The organism is Micromonospora sp. FIMYZ51 (assembly GCF_038246755.1).
GTDB lineage: Bacteria > Actinomycetota > Actinomycetes > Mycobacteriales > Micromonosporaceae > Micromonospora.
The window spans coordinates 323,356-340,427 of sequence record NZ_CP134706.1; the positions used below are offsets into that span (position 1 = coordinate 323,356).

The 17,072-nt window shown below is 71.5% G+C and carries 17 protein-coding genes and 1 riboswitch; of the genes, 10 read left to right on the forward strand and 7 right to left on the reverse strand.

Features of this window, described 5'->3' with window-relative positions; all coding sequences use genetic code 11:
* Positions 1–3: 3 nt before the first annotated feature.
* Entirely contained in the window at positions 4–201 is a 198-nt protein-coding gene (locus tag QQG74_RS01610; RefSeq protein WP_341718525.1) for a hypothetical protein, read from the reverse strand.
* A gap of 174 nt (positions 202–375) precedes the next feature.
* Here QQG74_RS01610 and QQG74_RS01615 point away from each other — a divergent pair, with 174 nt between their 5' ends.
* The 3 genes from QQG74_RS01615 to QQG74_RS01625 are packed head-to-tail and all read left to right on the forward strand — an operon-like array spanning position 376 to position 3,458.
* A complete protein-coding gene (locus QQG74_RS01615) occupies positions 376–1,836 on the forward strand; it encodes a menaquinone biosynthesis decarboxylase (protein WP_341718526.1) in 1,461 nt (486 codons plus the stop codon).
* Positions 1,836–2,813 (forward strand): menaquinone biosynthesis prenyltransferase MqnP, encoded by a 978-nt coding sequence (gene mqnP, locus QQG74_RS01620; protein ID WP_341718527.1) that lies wholly within the window; start codon positions 1,836–1,838, stop codon positions 2,811–2,813. The genes QQG74_RS01615 and mqnP overlap by 1 nt, the downstream gene beginning before the upstream one ends.
* A 15-nt stretch (positions 2,814–2,828) precedes the next feature.
* Positions 2,829–3,458 (forward strand): UbiX family flavin prenyltransferase, encoded by a 630-nt coding sequence (locus QQG74_RS01625; protein WP_341718528.1) that lies wholly within the window; start codon positions 2,829–2,831, stop codon positions 3,456–3,458.
* A 28-nt stretch (positions 3,459–3,486) separates the two neighbouring features.
* Here the strand turns inward: QQG74_RS01625 and QQG74_RS01630 are convergent, their stop codons facing one another.
* The gene (locus QQG74_RS01630; RefSeq protein ID WP_119578754.1) at positions 3,487–3,753 is read right to left on the reverse strand and encodes a BldC family transcriptional regulator; all 267 of its coding nucleotides are present in this window, start codon (positions 3,751–3,753) and stop codon (positions 3,487–3,489) included.
* 269 nt (positions 3,754–4,022) lie between these two features.
* Between QQG74_RS01630 and QQG74_RS01635 the strand changes: the two genes are divergently transcribed.
* The gene (locus QQG74_RS01635) at positions 4,023–4,481 is read left to right on the forward strand and encodes an Lrp/AsnC family transcriptional regulator (RefSeq protein ID WP_341718529.1); all 459 of its coding nucleotides are present in this window, start codon (positions 4,023–4,025) and stop codon (positions 4,479–4,481) included.
* Between the two features lie 21 nt (positions 4,482–4,502).
* On the forward strand, positions 4,503–5,594 hold the full coding sequence (locus QQG74_RS01640) for a PLP-dependent cysteine synthase family protein (RefSeq protein ID WP_341718530.1): 1,092 nt from the start codon (positions 4,503–4,505) through the stop codon (positions 5,592–5,594).
* 232 nt (positions 5,595–5,826) lie between these two features.
* Here the strand turns inward: QQG74_RS01640 and QQG74_RS01645 are convergent, their stop codons facing one another.
* The 3 genes from QQG74_RS01645 to QQG74_RS01655 all read right to left on the reverse strand — a co-directional run bounded on the left by QQG74_RS01645 (position 5,827) and on the right by QQG74_RS01655 (position 8,674).
* Complete coding sequence (locus QQG74_RS01645) at positions 5,827–6,453, reverse strand: putative glycolipid-binding domain-containing protein (RefSeq protein WP_341718531.1); 627 nt, start codon at positions 6,451–6,453, stop codon at positions 5,827–5,829.
* A gap of 69 nt (positions 6,454–6,522) precedes the next feature.
* A complete protein-coding gene (locus QQG74_RS01650; protein WP_341718532.1) occupies positions 6,523–8,136 on the reverse strand; it encodes a DEAD/DEAH box helicase in 1,614 nt (537 codons plus the stop codon).
* 199 nt (positions 8,137–8,335) lie between these two features.
* Entirely contained in the window at positions 8,336–8,674 is a 339-nt protein-coding gene (locus tag QQG74_RS01655) for a hypothetical protein (protein ID WP_341718533.1), read from the reverse strand.
* 46 nt (positions 8,675–8,720) lie between these two features.
* Between QQG74_RS01655 and QQG74_RS01660 the strand changes: the two genes are divergently transcribed.
* Positions 8,721–9,425, forward strand: a complete 705-nt coding sequence (locus QQG74_RS01660) for a hypothetical protein (RefSeq protein WP_341718534.1) — start codon at positions 8,721–8,723, stop codon at positions 9,423–9,425.
* A gap of 588 nt (positions 9,426–10,013) precedes the next feature.
* Here the strand turns inward: QQG74_RS01660 and QQG74_RS01665 are convergent.
* Positions 10,014–11,540: an NlpC/P60 family protein gene (locus QQG74_RS01665; protein ID WP_341718535.1), complete on the reverse strand. Its 1,527-nt coding sequence runs from the start codon at positions 11,538–11,540 to the stop codon at positions 10,014–10,016.
* Between the two features lie 277 nt (positions 11,541–11,817).
* On the opposite strand from QQG74_RS01665, the gene mqnE reads away from it, so the two are divergent.
* Positions 11,818–12,987: an aminofutalosine synthase MqnE gene (mqnE, locus tag QQG74_RS01670; RefSeq protein WP_341718536.1), complete on the forward strand. Its 1,170-nt coding sequence runs from the start codon at positions 11,818–11,820 to the stop codon at positions 12,985–12,987.
* Positions 12,988–13,274: 287 nt separating this feature from the next.
* On the opposite strand, the gene QQG74_RS01675 is transcribed toward mqnE, so the two are convergent.
* The gene (locus tag QQG74_RS01675) at positions 13,275–13,592 is read right to left on the reverse strand and encodes a hypothetical protein (RefSeq protein WP_341718537.1); all 318 of its coding nucleotides are present in this window, start codon (positions 13,590–13,592) and stop codon (positions 13,275–13,277) included.
* 149 nt (positions 13,593–13,741) lie between these two features.
* On the opposite strand from QQG74_RS01675, the gene QQG74_RS01680 reads away from it, so the two are divergent.
* The 3 genes from QQG74_RS01680 (at position 13,742) to QQG74_RS01690 (ending at position 16,768) form a co-directional block, all read left to right on the forward strand.
* Positions 13,742–14,164: a hypothetical protein gene (locus QQG74_RS01680; RefSeq protein ID WP_341718538.1), complete on the forward strand. Its 423-nt coding sequence runs from the start codon at positions 13,742–13,744 to the stop codon at positions 14,162–14,164.
* 111 nt (positions 14,165–14,275) lie between these two features.
* Positions 14,276–14,629, forward strand: a complete 354-nt coding sequence (locus QQG74_RS01685) for a DUF4229 domain-containing protein (protein WP_341718539.1) — start codon at positions 14,276–14,278, stop codon at positions 14,627–14,629.
* A gap of 261 nt (positions 14,630–14,890) precedes the next feature.
* The gene (locus QQG74_RS01690; protein WP_341718540.1) at positions 14,891–16,768 is read left to right on the forward strand and encodes a M14 family zinc carboxypeptidase; all 1,878 of its coding nucleotides are present in this window, start codon (positions 14,891–14,893) and stop codon (positions 16,766–16,768) included.
* A 224-nt stretch (positions 16,769–16,992) separates the two neighbouring features.
* A riboswitch (cobalamin riboswitch) is annotated at positions 16,993–17,052 on the forward strand.
* Positions 17,053–17,072 lie beyond the last annotated feature (20 nt).

Sequence of the window (17,072 nt, forward strand, 5' to 3'; positions counted from 1 at the left end):
GCGTCACCGGGCTCGGTCTCGCCGTAGCGTCTCGCTCACCCGCAGGGTGACCTGGTAGGCGACCTCCGGCACATCGGCCAGCTCGATCCGCTCCGACCGCAACGCCAGTTGGGCATGCAGTTCCCGGGCGATGGCATCCCGCAACTCGACCTGTAGCGGCGACAGGCCGTCCGGGTCGCCGACCATGTACGCGTCCGACATGCCATCAGCCTGGCACCTGGCCGGGGAGCCGGCCCGTACGCGTGGCGGCCGGCGGCGTGACGATTGTTAAAAAGGGGCCCTTGCTATACACCAGGCGTTAACAGGGGGCCCTTCCTTCCACGTCACAGCACCCGGCGTGGGCGGGGTGGTGGGGCGTGGGGGAGACTTGCTGGTATGGCGGCTCGTGGGTTCCCGTACACCGACCTGAAGGACTTCCTGGCAGCGCTTGAGCGCGAGGGCGAACTACGCCGCGTCGGCGTGCCGGTCGACCCGACGCTGGAGATCAGCGAGATCGTCACCCGGACGGTCCGGGCTGATGGTCCGGCGCTGCTTTTCGAGCGGCCCACCCGGGGCGAGATGCCGGTGGCGATCAACCTCTTCGGCACCGAGAAGCGCACCGCGATGGCGCTCGGCGTCGAGTCGCTTGACGAGATCGGCAACCGGATCGGCGAGATGCTCAAGCCGGAGTTGCCGGTGGGGTTCGCCGGCATGATGGGTGGTCTCGGCAAGGTGATGCAGCTCAAGTCGATGCCGCCCAAGAAGGTCAAGACCGCGCCCTGCCAGCAGGTGGTCTACCGGGGTGACGACGTCGACCTGAACCGGCTGCCCGGGCTCCAGGTGTGGCCGGGCGACGGTGGGATCTTCCACAACTTCGGGCTGACCCACACCAAGCACCCGGAGACCGGTAAGCGGAACCTGGGGCTGTACCGGCTCCAGCAGCACAGCCACAACACCCTCGGCATGCACTGGCAGATCCACAAGAACTCCACCGCGCACCACGCCGTTGCCGAGCGGCTCGGCCAGCGGCTGCCGGTGGCCATCGCCATCGGCTGCGACCCGGTGGTCAGCTACTCGTCCAGCGCGCCGCTTCCCGCCGACATCGACGAATACCTGTTCGCCGGGTTCCTGCGCGGCGAGCGGGTGGAGATGGTCGACTGCCTGACCGTGCCGTTGCAGGTGCCGGCGCACGCCCAGGTGGTGCTTGAGGGCTACCTGGAGCCGGGCGAGCGGCTGCCGGAGGGGCCGTTCGGCGATCACACCGGCTTCTACACTCCGGTCGAGCCGTTCCCGGTGCTGCACGTCGAGGCGATGACCATGCAGCGCGACCCGGTGTACCACTCGATCGTCACCTCGAAGCCGCCGCAGGAGGACCATGGCCTCGGCAAGGCCACCGAGCGGATCTTCGCGCCGCTGCTGCGGTTCCTCATTCCGGACATCGTCGACTACGACCTGCCGGCCGCCGGGGTCTTCCACAACTGCGCGATCGTCTCGATCCGCAAGCGCTACCCGAAGCACGCGCAGAAGGTGATGAACGCGATCTGGGGCGCGCACATGATGTCGCTGACCAAGCTGATCGTGATCGTCGACGAGGACTGCGACGTGCACGATTACCGCGAGGTCGCCTTCCGCGCCTTCGGTAACGTCGACTACGCCCGCGACCTGCTGCTCACCGAGGGCCCGGTGGACCACCTCGACCACTCGTCGTACCAGCAGTTCTGGGGCGGCAAGGCCGGCATCGACGCCACCCGCAAACTGCCCAGCGAGGGCTACACCCGTGGCTGGCCGGAGGAGATGACCATGGCCCCCGAGGTCGTCTCGCTTGTCGACAAGCGCTGGAAGGAGTACGGCCTCTAATGGCGACCACCGCCAACAACCCCCGCGATCACGCGCTTTCGGTCGCCGATTCGTCGCCTTCGTCCGGCTCTGTCCCGACGGAAGGTGCACGATCGCGGGGGCGGGTGGGTGCCTTCCTCAAGCTCGTCGCGATCGAGCATTCGGTGTTTGCGTTGCCGTTCGCCTACCTGTCGGCGTTGACGGCCATGCAGGTGAACGGCGGGCGGGTGCGGTGGTGGGACCTGCTGCTGATCACCGTGGCGATGGTGGGGGCGCGGACCTTCGCGATGGCCGCCAACCGGATTCTGGACCGGCGGATCGATGCCGCGAACCCGCGTACGGCCAACCGCGAGTTGGTGACCGGGGCGGTGAGCCTGCGCACGGCCTGGACCGGCGCGGGCGTCGCCCTGGCCGTCTTCCTGGCCGCCGCCGCCCTGCTCAACCCGCTCTGCCTGGCGCTCGCGCCGCTGGCCGTGGTGCCGCTGATCGTTTACCCGTACGGCAAGCGGTTCACCAACTGGCCGCACGCCATCCTGGGGATCGCCCAGATGGTGGGTCCGATCGGCGCCTGGCTCGCGGTCACCGGCACGTTCGCCGGCTCCGGGCCGGCCTGGCTGCTCGGTGCCGCCGTCGGGCTGTGGATCGGCGGCTTCGACCTGATCTACGCCTGCCAGGACGCCGAGGTGGATCGGAAGATCGGTGTGCACAGCGTGCCGGCCCGGTACGGGCTGCGGTTCGCGCTGCACGCCTCCACCGCCGCGCACGTGGTGACCTTCGCGCTGTTCCTCTGGTTCGGTGCCCTGGTCGGTTTCGGCTGGCTCTGGTGGATCGGCCTGGCGCTGACCGCGGTCGCCTTCGGCTACCAGCACCTGGTGGTCACGCCGACCGACCTGAGCCGGGTCAACCGGGCGTTCTTCACCGCGAACGGCTTCGTCGGCATCGCGCTGTTCCTCTTCGCCCTGCTCGACCTGACCGTCCGGCTCGGCCTGCGAGCGTAGTGGCGGACTGAGGACATGCGTGAACCATGGGTGGTCGGGGTGTCCGGGGCCTCCGGCACGCCGTACGCGGCGGCGGTCGTCCGAGGGCTGCTCGACGCCGGTGAGGCCGTCGACCTCGTTGTCTCCCGGGCCGCCCGGTTGACCGTGCTCGACGAGACCGGACGACCGTTCCGCGACGCGCACTGGGCCGAGGACCTGGCCGCCTGGCTCGACCGCGACCTCGCCGGTGCGGACGTACGCCACTGGCCCGCCGGTGACCTGGCCGCCGGCCCGAGCAGCGGCTCCTATCCGGTACGCGGCATGGCGGTGGTACCGGCCAGCACGGCGGCCTGCGCCGGCATCGCGATCGGCCTGTCCAAGGACCTGCTCCAGCGGGCCGCCGAGGTGAACCTCAAGGAACGCCGACGGGTGGTCGTGGTGCCCCGCGAGACGCCCGTGACCCGCAGCCACCTGGAGCACCTGATCGCGTTGCACGACGCCGGTGCGGTGGTGCTACCGGCCAGCCCCGGCTTCTACGGCGCGGGAGCCGCCGCCAGCGCGCCGCAACTCGTGGACTTCGTGGCCGGCAAGGTGCTCGACGCGCTCGGCGTGCCACACACCCTGTTCCACCGCTGGACCGGGACGTTGAACGCGGACCGGACCTGACGACCGGTCCGCGTTCCCTCCGCACCACTCAGTACATGCCGGCGTTTGCCGGACCCGGGCCGGTCGAAGCGGTCGGACCCGCGTTTCGCGGCCGGCCCATCTCGTCCGCCTCTTCCAGCATGCCCTCCCCCTCGAGCAGGGCCCGCACCTCGGATTCCCGAAACCGGCGATGCCCTCCTGGAGTCCGGATGCTGCCGATCCGGCCCGCCGCCGCCCAGCGCGTCACAGTTTTCGGGTCTACCCGAAACAGCGCGGCGACCTCACCCGGTGTCAGCAGGCGATCTCCAGTGTCCACAGCCCCCTCCTCGCGTCGACGAAGCCCCCGGCTGAACACACTGCCCCCGGCCGGTGCGAGCCCAGAGCCGTCATGAGGGACGTATGGCAATTACAGCACCAGCGCACTGGCCTGTCCGCCAAACGCGAAAAACGCACTGAGTGGGAAGTTAGTAAATGCTACCGGCGCTCCGACCTCTCGACCCCGGGTATGCGAACTGTCACCCGCTGCCATGTTCAACGGATGCCGGAGTCCGGGTGTTACGCGGCGCCGACTAGGGTCTACAGTCCGTGGACGCCATCGACCTCAGCCTCGTGGACCTGCTCCGTGGCAACGCCCGCCTGTCGTACGCCGAACTGGCCCGCCAGGTCGGCCTCTCCGCGCCGGCGGTGCACGAGCGGGTCGGCAAGCTGGAAGCCAGCGGCGTGATCCGCGCCTACCGGGCGGAGGTCGAGCCGGAGACGATCGGGCTGAACGTGACCGCCCTGATCAGCGTCGTGGAGGACTCCGGCGCGGACACCGACGACGTGCTGGAGGCGTTCCGCACGATCCCGGAGATCGAGTCGTGCTACTTCATGGCCGGCGTCGAGTCGTTCCTGATCAAGGTCCGGGTACGCACAATCGCCGAGTTGGAGCGGCTGATCGTACGGGTCAACCGCACGCCCGGCGTCGCCTCCACCCGGACCAGCATCGCCCTGTCCACCAAGTGGGAGAACCGCCCACAGCCGGTGGCGCCGCCATCCTCCTGAGCTGCTGCTACCTTCCTGAGCGTGACTCAGCTTGACCGGTGTGACGAGAACAGCCGACGGTGGGTGACCGAGGCCATCGCGGCCGTCGAGGCGGACGCGAACCGGTCGGCCGACACCCACCTGCTGCCCTTCCCGCTGCCCCGACGGTGGGGGATCGACCTCTATCTCAAGGACGAGTCGGTCCACCCCACCGGCTCGCTGAAACACCGGTTGGCCCGGTCGCTGTTCCTGTACGGGCTCTGCAACGGCTGGATCGGGCCGGACACCACGATCATCGAGGCGTCCTCGGGCTCCACCGCGGTCTCCGAGGCGTACTTCGCCCGGATGCTGGGGCTGCCCTTCATCGCGGTGATGCCCGCCTCCACCTCACCCGAGAAGATCACCCAGATCGAGTTCCAGGGCGGCCGGTGCCACCTGGTGCAGGATCCGGCGAAGGTGGTGGTCGAGGCCCGCTGGCTGGCCGAGGACACCGGTGGGCACTTCATGGACCAGTTCACCTACGCGGAGCGAGCCACCGACTGGCGGGGCAACAACAACATCGCCGAGTCGATCTACGCGCAGCTCGCGCTGGAGCGCCATCCCGTACCGGCCTGGGTGGTGGTCGGCGCCGGCACCGGTGGCACCAGCGCCACCCTCGGCCGGTACGTCCGCTACCGGCGGCTACCCACCAAACTCTGCGTGGTCGATCCGGAGAACTCGGCGTTCTACCCCGCCTGGCAGGCGGCGGACTGGTCGGTGCGCACCGGACAGGGCTCCCGGATCGAGGGGATCGGCCGGCCGGGGGTCGAGGCGTCCTTCCTGCCCTCCGTGGTGGACCGGATGGTGCAGGTGCCGGACGCCGCCTCGCTGGCCGCGATGCGGGCCGGCTCGGTGGTGCTGGGCCGGCGGGTGGGCGGATCGACCGGCACCAACCTGTGGGGCGCATTCGGGATGATCGCCGAGTTGCTGGCCGCCGGCCGTACCGGCTCGGTGGTCACGTTGATCTGCGATGCCGGCGACCGGTACAGCGACACGTACTACGCCGACGAGTGGGTGGCCGCGCAGGGGCTCGACCTCGACCCGTACCTGGCCACCATCGAACGGTTCCTGGCCGACGGCAGTTGGCCGCTCTGACCCGGGCCGCCTGTCACCCGCCGGCCCGCTGGCCCCGCCGGCTGGCCGTCGGCATCGGCCGCTCCCGCTGCCGTCGCTGGCTGGCCCGCTGCCGTCGCTGGCTGGCCCGCTGTTGCCGGCTGGCTGGCCCGCTGGTTGCCGGCTGGCTGCCGCTGGCTGGCCCGCTGGTTGCCGGCTGGCTGCCGCTGGCTGGCCCGCTGGTTGGCCCGCTGGTTGGCTGTCGCTGGCCGGGCTAGCGCCCTCGTGCTGCCGGTCGCTCCGCCAGGCCGGGATAGTGGAGCACGTAACCATCCTGGTCCACGTCGATGTCGGCGGTGAAGCCGCCGCTGGCGTACCGGAACCGGTGCGGACCCAGCCCGGTGTAGGTCTGCTCGACGGGGAGCACGGTCAGGCTCGGCACCAGCACCCAGGCCACGTCGAGCCGGTGGCTGGTGTCGGCCGGCGCAGTGGTCAGGCCGAGCCGGCGCAGCGGCAGCGTGTTGAACAGCGGTGAGCCGCCGAGGTCCAGGTCGAGAGCGTCGGCCAGCCGGTCCGGGTCCTCGACGCCGGGCAACCCGGCCGGGGCGTGCCCGGCCGCGACCAGGGCGGCGTCCAGGTCGCCCTGCTCGGCGGCGGTCACCCGCCACCGTTGCGTCGCCCGTTCCAGGCGTACGCTGCGCCGCCACCCGGCTCCCTCGACCTCGACCTCCAACCGGGCGCTCACCCACTGGGGGTCGGTCGCCAGTTGGTAGCGGCAGGTGTAGGGAACCGGATCGGCGGCCACCTGGGTGCCCTGCGCGATCAGCCCCTGGCCATCGTCGACCAGGGCGTGTTCGGCGCCAGCGGTGTCGATCCGGGTCCACAGCAACGACTTCGGCATGAGCCGGACGTTACGCCACCCGGGCGGGGCGGACAGGGCATGCGAGCAAGGCCGCCCCGCAAACGGGTGTCAGTGGGTGCGGGTACGCGGCCGTGCGCCGGAACTGCGCCAGTCCTCGCGCGACCGGTCCTGCGGCCGAGCGTCCGAGCGCTCGACCCGCTCTCCGTACCGCCGGTCACCGCGGGCGTCCGCGTACCGGTCGCTGCGGGTGTGCTCCCCGAAGCGTCGATCGCCGCGCGGCTGGTCACCGTACCGGCGTTCGCTGCGCGGCTGGTCACCGTAGCGTCGTTCGCCGCGCGGTTGGTCGCCGTAGCGTCGTTCGCCGCTGGGCCGGTCACCGCTGGGCCGGTCACCGAAGCGGCGTGGGCCAGCCGGTCGGCCGGAGCGGCGAGGCGCCTCGGGCTCCTCGCGGACAGGGACGCCGCTCGGCTCCCGCGCCCCGATCAGCTCGGCCAGCGCCGGGTCGCCGGCCCGTACCCGAGCCTCCGCCGGCTGCACGCCGGCCTTCTCCAGCATGGCCAGGGTGGTGCGGCGCTGCTTCGGCAACACCAGCGTCGCCACCGCACCTGTCTCACCGGCGCGTGCGGTCCGGCCCGCCCGGTGCAGGTAGTCCTTCGGGTCCTTCGGCGGGTCGACGTGCAGCACAAGCGAGACCCCGTCGACGTGGATGCCCCGGGCCGCCACGTCGGTGGCGATCAGGACATTTGTCCGTCCCTCGCGGAACTCGGCCAGGGTGCGGGTACGCATCCGCTGGGTCTTGCCGCCGTGCAGCCCACCGGCGCGTACGCCGACCGCCGCGAGCTGCGCGACGAGCCGGTCGACACCGAGCTGGGTACGAGCGAAGACGATGGTCCGGCCGGCGCGTGCGGCGATCGACGCGGTCACCGGGAACTTGTCGTGCGGCGGGATGAGCAGCAGGTGGTGATCCATCGTGGACACCGCAGCGGTCGGCGGGGCGGTCGAGTGGGTGACCGGGTCGGTCATGAACCGCTGGACCAGCGCGTCCACATCGGTGTCGAGAGTGGCCGAGAAGAGCAGCCGCTGGGTGTCCGCCGGGGTCTTGGCCAGCAGTTCGGTGACCTCGGGGAGGAAGCCCATGTCGGCCATCTGGTCCGCCTCGTCGAGCACGGTGATCTCGACGTCGTCGAGGCGGCACACGCCACGATTGATCAGGTCGGCGAGCCGGCCCGGCGTCGCCACCACGATCTCCACGCCGCGGCGCAGCGCATCGATCTGACGGTCGTACGGCACCCCGCCGACCGCGGTCTTCAGGAACACGCCGACGGCCTTGCCCAGCGGCAGCAGCGCGTCGTTGACCTGCATGGCGAGTTCCCGGGTGGGCACCAGGACGAGAGCCCGCGGATGCAGCGGCCGGGCGCGCTCACCGTTGGCGACCCGGGCCAGCATCGGCAGCCCGAAGGCCAGCGTCTTGCCGGAGCCGGTCTGCCCACGACCCAGCACGTCCCGCCCCGCGAGGGCGTCCGGCACGGTGGCCCGCTGGATCTCGAACGGGGTGGTGATGCCCTGCCGGGCGAGGGCGCGGACCAGCGGCCCGGGAAGCCCGAGCGCCTCGAAGCTGATCGGGTCGGCGGGGGTGGAGTCGGTGCTGCTGCCGGCCGGCTGCGGGTCGGCGGGAACGTCGAGGAGGAACGAGGGCATGCTGGAGTCAGCGAAGGTGGTCAACAAATGCCTTTCAAGCGGGGCGCATCTTCGCGATGTCCCGCCACGGCACGACGCCGTCGGATCTTCCGCAAGATCGCCCATGGGCGCACGGGTCGCGCGCCGGGTCAGTGATCACCGACTAGTGTACGGCGATCTCCGCGCGCCCACTCGGGTCGCCCGGGGGTAGTGGGCGGATTCACCCCGCCGGGGGCATCCGCAGTCATCCGGGCAGACCGATGGCGACGCTGCTCAGCGCGTCCTTCGCGAGCAGTACGACAAGCACGCTGATGGTCACCAACAGGCCGAGTGCGATGGCCATCACGATCAGCACGCGGAGCGTGCTGGTGGAGCGGTCGCTCGCGGTCTCCGCCCAGCCCTGCGCCAGAATGTGACCGGTAAGTGACCCTGAGTTCTCCTCGCCGGCCGGGAAGGCCACGGTGGCGGAGCCCGCCACGTCGTCGTAGTACGCGCTCAGGTCGGACCCGCCGGGACGGGATGTCTCCGGTGCGGGTCGGTCCCCCGGCGGCTGCCGCCGGGCACCCGGTTCCGGGGTCGGCACGGGTGCGGTCGGCGGCACGTCGCCGCCGGGCGAGCCGGGCCCGGCGGTGACCGGCGCACCCGTCGGCGGCAGCAGTCCCGGGCGGGACGACTGTCGCGGCGCCGCTCCCGATGAGCTGGCTGCCGTCTGGTCGCGCCGCTCGGCGGAACTGGTCGGTGGCGGCCAGACCGGCAGGGCGGGAGCCGGTACGACCGGCGGCGCGCTGGGCGGCGGGGAGATCGGTGCGACCGGCGGCGCGCTGGGCGGCGGGGAGATCGGTGCGACCGGCGGCGCGCTGGCGGGCGGGGAGATCGGTGCGACCGGCGGCGCGCTGCCCGGAGCGGGAACCGGTGTGACGGTAGCGCTGGCGCGGGGCGGCGCCGATCCGCCGGGTACCGCGCCAGCGGGTGGCGGAGTCGGCGCGCTTGCGGGTGGCGGTGGGAAGGGCGGCGCCGGCATCGGTCCGGGCGGTGGCGGCGGCGACGGCAGGGGTGGCCCCGGCGGCGGCGTCGGCGGACCCGGTACGGGTGGCGTGGGACGCGGACCGGGCGGCGGCGCGGGTACCGGACCTGGCGGGTACGGCTCGGGTGCCGGTGGCGTCGGTGCGGGTACCGGTGGCGTCGGGATCGGTGGGGGTGGCGTCGGTCCGGGGCCGGGTGGGGGCGGCGTGGGGGTGGGCTCCGGTTCGGGGGTGACTGGCGTAGGTGGCTCGGTGGGCTCCGGTGGCGGGGTGGGCTCCGGCGGTTCCGGACCGACCGGGGCCGACCGGTAGACGCCTGCCGGCTTACCGCCGGCCCCGGCGGCCTGCGCCTCGTCGGCACTCACCCGACTCATCCCGGGCACCCGGACGCTGGCTCGAACCGCCTGCGCCGGGACATGGTCCCGCTGTCCGGGCAGCCCGGCCGCGCCATCGGTGCCCGGCACCGTGGCCGACCCGATGCCCGGCGGGCGGACCTGGGCGCGTGCGGTCGCCGGAAAGCTGCGCTCCGGCCCGTGCGCGGGCGGAACAACCGGGGCGTGGACTGGCGGAACAACCGGGCTGTGCGTGGGCGGAACCGCCGGGGCGGGTGCGGGCGGAACAACCGGGGCGGCGGCCCGGTAGCGCGTCCCGGCCACGCCGGAAGTCGGGGCGGGAGCCGATCCAGGGTCGCCCGCCGGAGTCTCGTGCTCGGTCATCCTCGCCTCCGCGCCACATTCGCACCCGGACCCGTACCGCCGGACCGGGAGTGCCTGTGTGACACCGTGCCACATTCCGATGGTGTCGCACACCCGGAGTGCCCACAGTGTCCCCGGGTGTATCCCGTCGGCGTCGGTCGGTAACCGATCGGCCGGGGACGCGGACCGTAAGCGTCGTGGCCGGTCAGGAATCGCCGACAGTGGACGGGGCGGCCGGCCCGCTCTCCTCGGGAGTGCGGCTGCTCGCCGCCGTGGTGGGGGCGGCGCTACTCACCTCGACGCTCGGCGGCGGGCTGTCCGACGGGCTGGGCGGCGGGCTGTCCGACGGGCTCGGCGGCGGGGTGGTGCGGGTCGGGCTCGGGGTGGGCGTGGTGGTGCGGGTCGGGCTCGGGGTGGGCGTCGTCGGCCGGGGCTTCGGAGTCGAAGTCGGCTTCGGTTTGGTGGTGGGCTTCGGAGTCGGCTTGGCCGTCGGGGACTGCGACGGGGTGGGCGAGACCGACGGGGCGGGCACCGCACCGACCACTCGGGTCGCAGCGTAGAGCCGGGACCAGCTGGGAGTGGAGATCTTGACCACGTCGCCGCTGGTCGGAGCGTGGATCATCTTGCCGCCGCCGATGTACATGCCGACGTGGTGGATGCTCGTCCAACTGCTACCCGAGGCGAAGAAGAGCAGGTCACCGGGGAGCAGGGCGGTCCGGGGCACCGCCCGCGAGCGGGTCGCCCGGTACTGGTCGCGGGAGACGCGCGGCAGCTGGTAATAGCCCGCCGAGCGGTACGCCGCCAACATCAGCCCCGAGCAGTCGAACGAGTTGGGCCCCTCGGCTCCCCAGACGTACGGGTCGCCGAGCTGTTTCCGGGCGTATGCGACCGCAGCCAGCGCGGTCGGATGCGCGGCCAGCCCGTCCGTCGTCGACTGGTCAAGATATCCGGCGCCGATCTGCTGCTCGGCGCGCTCCTGTTGGCGGGCCAACTCGACCAGCTGCGTGGAGTTCTCCTCGCGCAGCTTGAGCAGCTTCGCCTCTTCGTCGCGCAGCGCCTTCTGGGTGGCGGCGTACTGCTCCTGGACGCCCCGCAGCCGGGACTCGGCCGCCGTGTGCGCCTCGGTCGCCACCTGCTCGTCGGTGCGGGCCCGGACCAGCTCTCCGGCCGCCGGGCCGGTGGCGCCCTCGACCCGCTCACCCAGGTTGGCCCGCCGCAGCAGATCCAGATGGCGCAGGTCAGCGGCGAAGCCGCCGGGCGGCAGCGCGGCGTCGACCTTGATCGCCTCGGCGGCGGCCTGGTCGGCGCGCTGCTGGGCCTGGGTGAGCGCGGCCCGGGCGAATTCCAGGTCACGTTCGGCGGTGCGGAGTTGGCCCTCCGCCTCGATGCGTTGCTGCTCCAGCTCAAGCAGGCGGGTGCCCAACTCGCCGACCCGGGCCTCGGCGGCGAGGATCTGGGTTTCGAGGGCGCTGGCGCCGGAGGTGGTCGGCAGGGTCACCGTGCCTGGGGTGGCGTCGGCGGGTGCGCCTCCGGGCAACTGGAGGGGGCCGGTCAGGACCGGGCGGGAGCCGGTGTCGGGGACCGTGACGGGCACGCCCGGCTCGGCGTACGCCGGGGCGGCGAGGATGGCGCTGGCGACGGCGCTGACCAGGGCGGACCACAGCATCGGGCGGAGCACCGGTGAGATCACCGGAGTCCTTCGCCGTCGTCGCCCGTGTCCGCTGTCGACCATTCCGCTCCCCGTCCGGCGAGTTGCACCGCGTCATGGTGAACGCGGCTGTTCGGGCCCCGAGAGTGTCGTGCCCCACTCTGTTTACCGCACCCGCCCCCACGGTGTCGATGTCCGGAGGGGCAACAGCAGCTGAGAGTTGACTGAGCCACGCGTACCGATGATCTGACTCGGCCCATCGGCTACGGACCGCGCTGTGAGCTGCCGCTGGGGCCGACGTAGGCTCGGGTGGCGACCGCGCTCCGGTCGCGACCGCAGTGGGAAGGGACGGGGCTTTCGGATGGACGCCGGACTCAAGCGCGAGCTCGAAGCGAAGGTGTACGCGGGGGAGCGGCTGACCCGTGAGGACGGGATCGCCCTCTACGACAGCGATGACCTGACCTGGCTGGGCCGGCTGGCCCACCACAGGCGTACCGAGCTCAACGGTGACCGGGTCATGTTCAACGTCAACCGGCACCTCAACCTGACCAACGTGTGCAGCGCGAGCTGCGCGTACTGCTCGTTCCAACGCAAGCCGGGCGAGAAGGACGCGTACACGATGCGCATCGACGAGGCGGTCCGCAAGGCCAAGGAGATGGAGGACGAGCAGCTCACCGAGCTGCACATCGTCAACGGCCTGCACCCCACGCTGCCCTGGCGGTACTACCCCAAGGTGCTGCGCGAGCTGAAGGCGGCGCTGCCGAAGGTCAAGCTCAAGGCGTTCACCGCGACCGAGGTGCAGTGGTTCGAGAAGATCAGCGGACTCGGCGCCGACGAGATTCTCGACGAGTTGATGGACGCCGGCCTGGAGTCGCTTACCGGTGGCGGGGCGGAGATCTTCGACTGGGAGATCCGGCAGCACATCGTCGACCACGCCTGCCACTGGGAGGACTGGTCGCGCATTCACCGGCTGGCGCACAACAAGGGCATGAAGACCCCGTCGACAATGCTCTACGGCCACATCGAGGAACCCCGGCACCGGGTCGACCACGTACTGCGGCTGCGTGAGTTGCAGGACGAGACCGGCGGCTTCGTGGTCTTCATCCCGCTGCGTTACCAGCACGACTTCGTCGACTCGGCGGACGGCAAGATCCGCAACCGGATCCAGGCCCGCACGACGATGGCCTCGCCGGCCGAGTCGTTGAAGACCTTCGCCGTCTCCCGGCTGCTGTTCGACAACGTGCCGCACGTCAAGTGCTTCTGGGTGATGCACGGGCTCTCGGTGGCCCAGTTGTCGCTCAACTTCGGCGTGGACGATCTGGACGGCTCGGTGGTGGAATACAAGATCACCCACGACGCCGACTCGTACGGCACGCCGAACACCATGCACCGGGACGACCTGCTGCACCTGATCTGGGACGCCGGCTTCCGTCCGGTCGAGCGGAACACCCGCTACGAGGTGGTTCGCGAGTACGACGCCGCGCCGAGCCTGGCGGAGCGCCGCGCCGAGCCGCAGCAGGTCTGGGCCTGAGCGTCGCCGACCACCCGGCTGGATCTTGCCCGGCCTGACGGCCAGGTCAGCGGACCGCCAGGCGAGGGATTCGGTCCGCTCCGCCCACTGTGCGGTCTGAAGATCGACGGTACGGTGAGGACCCGTTGATCTTCCCGGGTCCTGGTCGCGGCTGCTTCTGATCTCCCGCCGTGGTCCGTGACCCCGCAGGAGAGAAGGTTCGTGGTGAGCAGGACGCGAAACCGCCTTCGCGTGGCGGTGGCCGTCCCGGTGGCCGCGGCGCTGGCCCTGCTCTGGGCGGCCGGCGCTCAGGCGGCGACCGAGCAGCCGTCGAGCGCGGTCGGTACCCCGCTGGCCGCGATGGCGTCCTCGGCACCGTCGGACGCGGCACCGCCGAACCCGGGCGGATCGCTACGGATATCCGTCTCGATCGCACCCACCCCGGCCCCCTCCGGCTCGGCCGGGCCGACCACCTCACCGACGGCCACCGCCGCGCCGTCGCCGACCACCTCACCGACGGCCACCGCCGCGCCGTCGCCGACCGCCGCGCCGTCGGTCACCGCCACCGGTTCACCACCACCGGTGCCGGCGCCCGGCGGCGGGCTGCCGCGTACCGGGGTCGCCATCGGGGCCATGGTGGCTGCCGGCGCGGCGTTTGTCGGCGCCGGTGCGGCGCTGCGGGCGGTGGCGCGGCGGCGGGAACTGCCGTCGGGGTGACCGAGGTGACCTGGCCAGCGAAGTGGTGCTGGCGGCGGTTCGCGTACCCTCGTCAGGGATGAGCGAGCAGCAGAGCACCTTTCCCCGCCGGGACGACGACGGCCGCATCAGGGCCCTTGGCGACCTGCTCGGCGTCGGGCTGGCCGGGGTGGTCATCGGGCTGCTGGTGCTGGTGCTCTTCGACGGGGCCTTCGCGTCGTTCGGCGCCGGTGACTTCGGTCAGGCCAACGGCTGGCTTGCGGTGATCCTGCCCGCCTGGCTGTTCCTGGAAGAGTTCCGTGCCTGGGAGTTCGGCGCCGCCCGCCTGGTGGCCGGGCTGGTCGCCCTCGCGGTGGCGGTGGTCTCCGGGCTGTTGCTGGCCGGCGTGACCAACGGGCTGCCGCCGCTGTTGTCCGGCGGGGTGGCGGCGACGACGTTCACGGTGGTATACGCGATGATCTGGTTTCCCGGGGTCCGCTGGCTGGTCAGCCGGACGGGCTGAGGCGGGCCGGGTCCACCGGACGGGCCGAGCCCGGTGGGCTGGCACGGCAGGATGGAAAGGCCGTCGTCGGGACGGCGCAGAACGGAGTGACGACGTGAGCGAGGCGACAGCATGAGCGCGGCGGTCAAGTACACGCTGGGCCGGATCGGGCTGTTCGTGATCGTGGTGGCCGCTCTCTGGCCGGTCGAGATGAACATCTTCCTGAAGCTGATGGTGGCCTTGCTGTTCTCCGCCGCGCTCTCGTTCTTCCTGCTCAGGCGCTGGCGTGACGAGATGGCCGAGGACATGGCGGCCGGTGCCGAGCGGCGCCGCTCGGAGAAGGAGCGGCTACGGGCCGCCCTGGCCGGTGACGACCAGGCCGCCGGCACGCCCGGCGCAGAGGCCGACCAGCCCGCCGGCACGCCCGGCGCGGAGGCCGACCAGCCCGGCAGCTCCGCCGAGCGGGAGCGCGGCTCCTCGGCGTGAGCCGCCGGGCACCCGCTGCCTGGGCGGCGACGTGGCTGCCCGGCGCGCAGCCCGCCTCGTCGGCGACGTGGCCGCCCCCGGTGTCCTCGTCGTCGGGTGACCGCAGCTGGCCTGGTCGGAGCGCGTAGCGGGAAACATGTCGCCGACGGGACGATCCGACTGGGATGGTCCCGGCAACGATCGATATTGATATGACCATGTGACCGGTGGTGGGCTGTCCACCATCGAGCGGGGGATCCCCGCGCCTCCAGGAGGTTGTCCATGGCCTTCCGCACCATCCCCGTCCGCCGATCGCTGGCGCTCATCGTCGCCGCCGGGCTCGGCCTGCTCGCCGTTTCCGCACCACCGGTCTCCGCCCGCCCCGCACCCGATCGGGACGAGCAGCCGGCCGCCGCGCCCTACCGGGTGCTCGGTCCGAGGACACTCGCCGACCGGAACGCGGTCGCCCGTACGGGCGCTGCGATCGACTATTCCGAGCACGGGGTGCTGCACGTCTCGGCCACCCGTGCCGAGGCCGCCGCCATCACCCGGCTCGGGTTCCGGCTGGAAGAGGTCGCCCCGCTGCCGACCGATCGCGGCCATGCGCACGGGGACATCGGCACGTTGGCGTTCCCGCCGGCCGACGCGAACTACCACGACTACGCCGAGATGGTCGCCGTGGTCAACCAGGTGGTCGCGGACCATCCGTCGATCGCCCGCAAGATCAGCATCGGCAGCTCGTACGAGGGCCGGGACCTGGTGGCGGTGAAGATCTCCGACAACGTCGCCACCGACGAGAACGAACCGGAGATCCTCTTCAACTCGCAGCAGCACGCCCGCGAGCACCTGACCGTCGAGATGGCGATCTACCTGCTCAACCTCTTCACCGACAACTACGGCTCCGACTCCCGGATCACCAGCCTGGTCAACAACCGGGAGATCTGGATCGTGCCGTCGGTCAACCCGGACGGCAGCGAGTACGACATCGCCACCGGCTCGTACCGGTCCTGGCGCAAGAACCGCCAACCCAACAGCGGATCGTCGTACGTCGGCACGGACCTGAACCGCAACTGGAGCTACAACTTCGGGTGCTGCGGCGGCTCGTCCGGCTCCACCTCCTCGGAAACCTACCGGGGACCGTCGGCGTTCTCCGCACCGGAGACGCAGGCGCTGCGCAACTTCGTCAACAGCCGGGTGGTCGGCGGCGTGCAGCAGATCAAGGCCAACATCGACTTCCACACCTACTCCGAGCTGGTGCTCTGGCCGTACGGCTACACGACCAGCAACACCGCCACCGGGATGAACGCCGACCAGTACAACACCTTCGCCACCATCGGCCAGCAGATGGCGGCCACCAACGGCTTCACCCCGCAGCAGTCCAGTGACCTCTACATCACCGACGGCAGCAGCATCGACTGGATGTGGGCCACGCACGGCATCTGGGCGTACACCTTCGAGTTGTATCCGCGGTCGGCCTCCGGCGGCGGCTTCTACCCGCCCGACGAGGTGATTCCACAGCAGACCTCGCGCAACCGCGAGGCGGTGCTCATCCTCGCCGAGTACGCCGACTGCCCGTACCGGGCGATCGGCAAGCAGGCACAGTACTGCGGCACCGGCGGTGGGACCACGGTCTGGTCGGACACCTTCGAGACCGCGACCGGCTGGACGATCAACCCCAACGGCACCGACACCGCGACCTCGGGCCAGTGGGAGCGGGGTGCCGCCCAGGCCACCAACTCCAGCGGCGCCAAGCAACTGACCCCGTACGCCGGCAGCAACGACCTGGTGACCGGCCGGCTCGCCGGCAGCGCGGCGGGTGACTACGACGTGGACGGTGGCGTGACCAGCGCCCGGTCCCCGGCGATCACGCTGCCGTCGAGTGGGACGTTGACGTTGTCGCTGGCCTGGTACCTGGCGCACGGCTCGAACTCGTCCTCGGCCGACTACCTTCGGGTCAGCGTGGTGCACAACGGCGGCACCACCATCCTGCTCACCCAGGCCGGTGCGGCCAGCAACCGCAACGGCGCGTGGACGATCTCGAACCTCAACCTCACCCCGTACGCCGGACAGTCCGTTCGGATCCTGGTGGAAGCCGCCGACGCCTCGACCGCCAGCCTGGTCGAAGCGGCTGTGGACAACGTCACGATCACCGCCTCCTGAGCCGACGGGGCCCCGTCACACCCCCTCGCGCGGGGCCCCGTCCAGGAGACAGAGCGCACCTCCTCGGCAGTCCCCCGGTGGCGGTCCGTCCGCTTCCGGGGCGATCCGTCCGCTAACGGGCGACTCCCGTCCGTTCTCCCGTGGCGTACCGACCTCGACCGTGGCCTGCTCGCCGAGCCACGGTTTCGGCGTGCGCTACGGTCTTACCGACCCGCCGCAGCGAAGCCGGTGCGAAACCGGCGCTGTCCCGCAACTGTGATGCCCCGCAACGGGGACGAGCCAGGTCGCCTGAGGCGTGGTCGCG

Coding starts and splice junctions, on each gene's coding strand:
- QQG74_RS01625 (WP_341718528.1), top strand. CDS start 2,829: ATGCGTGAACCATGGGTGGTCGGGGTGTCCGGGGCCTCCGGCACGCCG.
- QQG74_RS01675 (WP_341718537.1), bottom strand. CDS start 13,592: ATGGCGACCCCGGTACGCGGCAGCCCGCCGCCGGGCGCCGGCACCGGT.
- QQG74_RS01665 (WP_341718535.1), bottom strand. CDS start 11,540: ATGGTCGACAGCGGACACGGGCGACGACGGCGAAGGACTCCGGTGATC.
- mqnP (WP_341718527.1), top strand. CDS start 1,836: ATGGCGACCACCGCCAACAACCCCCGCGATCACGCGCTTTCGGTCGCC.
- mqnE (WP_341718536.1), top strand. CDS start 11,818: ATGGACGCCGGACTCAAGCGCGAGCTCGAAGCGAAGGTGTACGCGGGG.
- QQG74_RS01615 (WP_341718526.1), top strand. CDS start 376: ATGGCGGCTCGTGGGTTCCCGTACACCGACCTGAAGGACTTCCTGGCA.
- QQG74_RS01610 (WP_341718525.1), bottom strand. CDS start 201: ATGTCGGACGCGTACATGGTCGGCGACCCGGACGGCCTGTCGCCGCTA.
- QQG74_RS01680 (WP_341718538.1), top strand. CDS start 13,742: ATGAGCGAGCAGCAGAGCACCTTTCCCCGCCGGGACGACGACGGCCGC.
- QQG74_RS01685 (WP_341718539.1), top strand. CDS start 14,276: ATGAGCGCGGCGGTCAAGTACACGCTGGGCCGGATCGGGCTGTTCGTG.
- QQG74_RS01690 (WP_341718540.1), top strand. CDS start 14,891: ATGGCCTTCCGCACCATCCCCGTCCGCCGATCGCTGGCGCTCATCGTC.
- QQG74_RS01645 (WP_341718531.1), bottom strand. CDS start 6,453: ATGCCGAAGTCGTTGCTGTGGACCCGGATCGACACCGCTGGCGCCGAA.